Raw genomic sequence first — 3,330 nt, 5'->3', positions numbered from 1 at the left:
ATACAGAACCGTCTGATGCTGCAGAAAAGGGGGGATGAAGGGGAAAGATATAAAATCCGGGATTTTCTTGAAACTCTGAAAAAGCCACTGGAGGAGCTTGTGGCAAGGGAGTTTGTGGAAAAATCTTCTCCGGAAAACGGGAATATTGATATTGCATATACCCTGGATTTTGGAGAACTGCAGGCTGATCTGATAGCCGTTCTCGCCTTGGGGCTGACAGAATGGACTGATTTGCCCCGCGATTCTCTGGAATTGCTGGCGGCTCTATCCAACATGGGCGCAGCCATTCCTGTTGCAGTACTTCTGAAACATGGCGAGGCCATTGAGGAACGCAGGTCCCGTTTTCCGGTCAGTCCGTCTCTTTCAGGGATTGTTGCAGAAAGAATTTCCAATCTGGATCTGGCGTCTCTGGCCTTGACTGACCAGAAAACTGCCGATGCAGAAGCACAGGCATATTATCTTTTTCTGTTTGTCGTAACATCTCTGGTGAAGTCAGCGTATGACGCACTGGGCATGCATTTCCATCTGCCCGAAAAATTGTATGACGCTGCCCTGGCCCGGGATACGGAAATTGGCAGAAGTTACCGGCAGCATAATCTTGTTCCCGGGATTGGCGGGCCTGGATCTTTTGTAGCTGAACCCCTGGATATGTACTTCAGGGCAATTGATATTCATGAAAACAAACCAGACTACCAGAAGCAGGGCATGAAAAATCTCAGATCATGGCTGAAAAGGCAGGGAGAGCATGCACTTGGGGAATTCGCAGAAACCACAAACGGATTCCTGAACGGGTTCCGGGGCAGATATTTCGGGGACGGAAATTATCGCGCCGCACTGGCACATGTTTTGCATGCAGCTTCCACAACATGTACAGGGCAGTTACTGAAGGCTGTTTCTGACGGGGATATCAGGATGCAGAATCTGTGGCAGTCCGAAATGGAAAGCAGAGATGAATTTATCAACGGAAAAGACGGCAAGGCCCGCGCCAGGATTGAAGCCAGAACAGGAAAATTCATGGCGCAACTTCTGGATTTTCAGGACAGGATGCTGGCTGAATTCGAGGTGGAATTTACTCCGCAGCAGGGCAATGTCTTCCGGAAAATGCTGGATGAAATGCTGTTGCCGTTGGGCCTGGCGCAGCTCCGGAAACAGCTTGCTCCTGACATGCAGACTCAGGCTCTGTCAGTGGCAGCCCCTGGCCGTTCATGATTTTCCTGATGTTTTGTTTCCGCCTCTTCCGGCGTCTGAAGGATCAGCGACAGGGCGTGGACGCGTTCAGCCAGTTCGGCCGCCAAGGCGGCGTGGACCAGCCGGTGCCGCTCAACCCGGGACAGGCCGCGGAAGCGCTCTGAAACCATCTTCACACGGAAATGGGTTTCGCCCCGGGGATCGTGGCCCGCATGGCCTGCGTGGCGGGCGGACTGATCCTCGATTTCCAGTGCAGACGGGCTGAACATCCCGTCCAGCCTGGCGCGGATACGGACGGCGTATTCGCCCATTACATCTTTTTCAGGGGCACCGTGGTGTGCCAGCTGGGCTGGCCGTCGGTCAGCACAATAAGGCTGACGTTTTCCACTTTTTCCAGCCGCTGGTGGATTTCCTCAAGGATCTTGTGCTCCATGGGGAATTTGCCGCCACCCTTGAAGAACAGGGCCATGCGGCGGCTGGCCGGATGATAGGCCACACACTCCACATCCGCAGCCGGTTTGCGGTCCGTGACAAGACAGCAGACGCCTGCGTCGTTGACCAGAAGGTCGATGGAGACATCACTGGGCTTGTCCCCGGGTTTTATATCGGGTGTACCGGGATTGTCAGAAGGTTTGTCAGCCATGGAAAAATTCCTGCATCATGAAAAAGCTTGGAAATGATTATGAATCATCAGCCCCAAAAGATAAAGGGGTTCCGGAACCTCTAGAATCTGGTGAAAAGAAGCCATGCAAAGATCAGAATGCTGGCCAGGGACAGGGTTTCACCTGTAATCAGAACGGCCTTGAGGGAGGTGTCCCCCTGCAGGAGAAAAGCCAGGCCAGTCATCATCAGCAGGAAGCCCACAGTGGATACAATTACGTGGATCCAGGCCAGCCGTGTCCGCGCCATGTCGGGAACCAGCCGGTAGGTCAGGGCAAAAATGGCAGAGGTGACCCAGCCCAGAAGGTTGATGTGGGCATGCAGGGGCATGAAGGTAAAGTCCTCGTGTGCGCCCATGTACATGCCAAGGCCGATGCCGCAGACCAGATAGACAATGGCGAGGCGCAGAAACCAGCGGGACACCTGGACGGAACGGGTAACGGCATCGGTTTGGAGAATCTGGACGGACATGATCTGCACCTCGTGGTTGAGAACAGGACAAGATTACCGCCAGAGCCCCGCTGCTGCAAACTGTTTCGGAATATCTTCCGGACAGGCTGCACAGGGTCTGTCAGAAAATTCTTGTCCGGTCTTTTCTTCCACCACTGCCCGCTGGAAACCCCTTGTGGAGACAGCCGGGGAACCTTTCTCCCCCTGTGTGCAGGAAGAGAAAGGCCCGTTTTTCCAGTGTTATGCGGAAGGACCAAACAGGTTCATGCGCCGTCTGCTCTCATGTCTCACCCCGGCCTCGGCGGGGTCAACGAAATCAACGACGGCATCGCGGGCCCGTCTGACGGATTCAGCGGCCGATTTCAGGGCGTCGGCACATCTGGCGCCAAGTCCCTTGTCCGGGCCGTAAAGCCTGCATTCATAAAACCCGGCCGGTCCTTCAATCGACACGGTACCTATTTCTGGACCTGTTCTTTTTTTGCCCCATTCCAGAACAAGCGTCTGTGTGCCGTCTTTTCCGGTTGTTATCTGTGCTGTGGGATGTACGTCGCGTGCGGCATATTCTGCCAGCTTGCGTTCCTGTTCCTCACTCAGGGCTGGAAGTTTGCCGCGACAGTGCGTGTATTCGCCGTCACTGATAATCCCGATGCCGACGTTTGGTCTGGTCATTCTGTGTCTCCCTGCGAATGTTGATGGTGACAGTCACAAGGGACATGCTGCCATCGGAAAGTTAATCTTTCGTTACTTCAATCCGTGGAAATACCCCTTGAGGTTGTGACAGTGGTGTGCCGGCCGTAAGGGCGTGGGCAGAGGTCAGGTGCGCGAAGGTGCGCTGGTCGGCGGGTACGGCCAGCAGGTCCAGGATGCGCGCTGACGCATCCGGCATGACCGGCTGGGTCAGGATGGCCAGGTGGCGGATGACCTCGGCCAGCGCGTACAGGACGGTGTTCATGCGCGCCACGTCGGTTTTCTTCAGCGCCCAGGGAGCCTGTTCGTCGATATAGCGGTTGGCCTGGCCGACAACCGTCCAGA

Annotated in this window: 6 protein-coding genes; 1 reads left to right on the top strand and 5 read right to left on the bottom strand. The window is 55.2% G+C overall.

Going from position 1 to position 3,330, the window contains the following annotated elements:
• Nucleotides 1-1,209: hypothetical protein (locus tag M3O22_08835; GenBank protein ID MDP9196846.1), on the top strand; the 1,209-nt coding region annotated here is incomplete at its 5' end.
• On the opposite strand, the gene M3O22_08830 is transcribed toward M3O22_08835, so the two are convergent.
• The 5 genes from M3O22_08830 to M3O22_08810 form a co-directional block, all read right to left on the bottom strand.
• Entirely contained in the window at nt 1,173-1,499 is a 327-nt protein-coding gene (locus M3O22_08830) for a BolA family transcriptional regulator (GenBank protein MDP9196845.1), read from the bottom strand. The genes M3O22_08835 and M3O22_08830 overlap by 37 nt on opposite strands.
• Nucleotides 1,499-1,831, bottom strand: a complete 333-nt coding sequence (locus tag M3O22_08825; protein ID MDP9196844.1) for a hypothetical protein — start codon at nt 1,829-1,831, stop codon at nt 1,499-1,501. Before M3O22_08825 ends, M3O22_08830 begins: the two co-directional genes overlap by 1 nt.
• Before the next feature lie 80 nt (nt 1,832-1,911).
• On the bottom strand, nt 1,912-2,319 hold the full coding sequence (locus tag M3O22_08820) for a cbb3-type cytochrome c oxidase subunit I (GenBank protein ID MDP9196843.1): 408 nt from the start codon (nt 2,317-2,319) through the stop codon (nt 1,912-1,914).
• Between the two features lie 219 nt (nt 2,320-2,538).
• Entirely contained in the window at nt 2,539-2,967 is a 429-nt protein-coding gene (locus tag M3O22_08815) for a hypothetical protein (protein MDP9196842.1), read from the bottom strand.
• Between the two features lie 61 nt (nt 2,968-3,028).
• Nucleotides 3,029-3,330, bottom strand: a 302-nt coding sequence (locus M3O22_08810; GenBank protein MDP9196841.1) for a methionine--tRNA ligase, incomplete at its 5' end; no start/stop codon positions are given.

The organism is Pseudomonadota bacterium, assembly GCA_030775045.1.
Lineage (GTDB): Bacteria > Pseudomonadota > Alphaproteobacteria > JALYJY01 > JALYJY01 > JALYJY01.
This window is presented reverse-complemented; position numbering and strand designations above follow the sequence as displayed.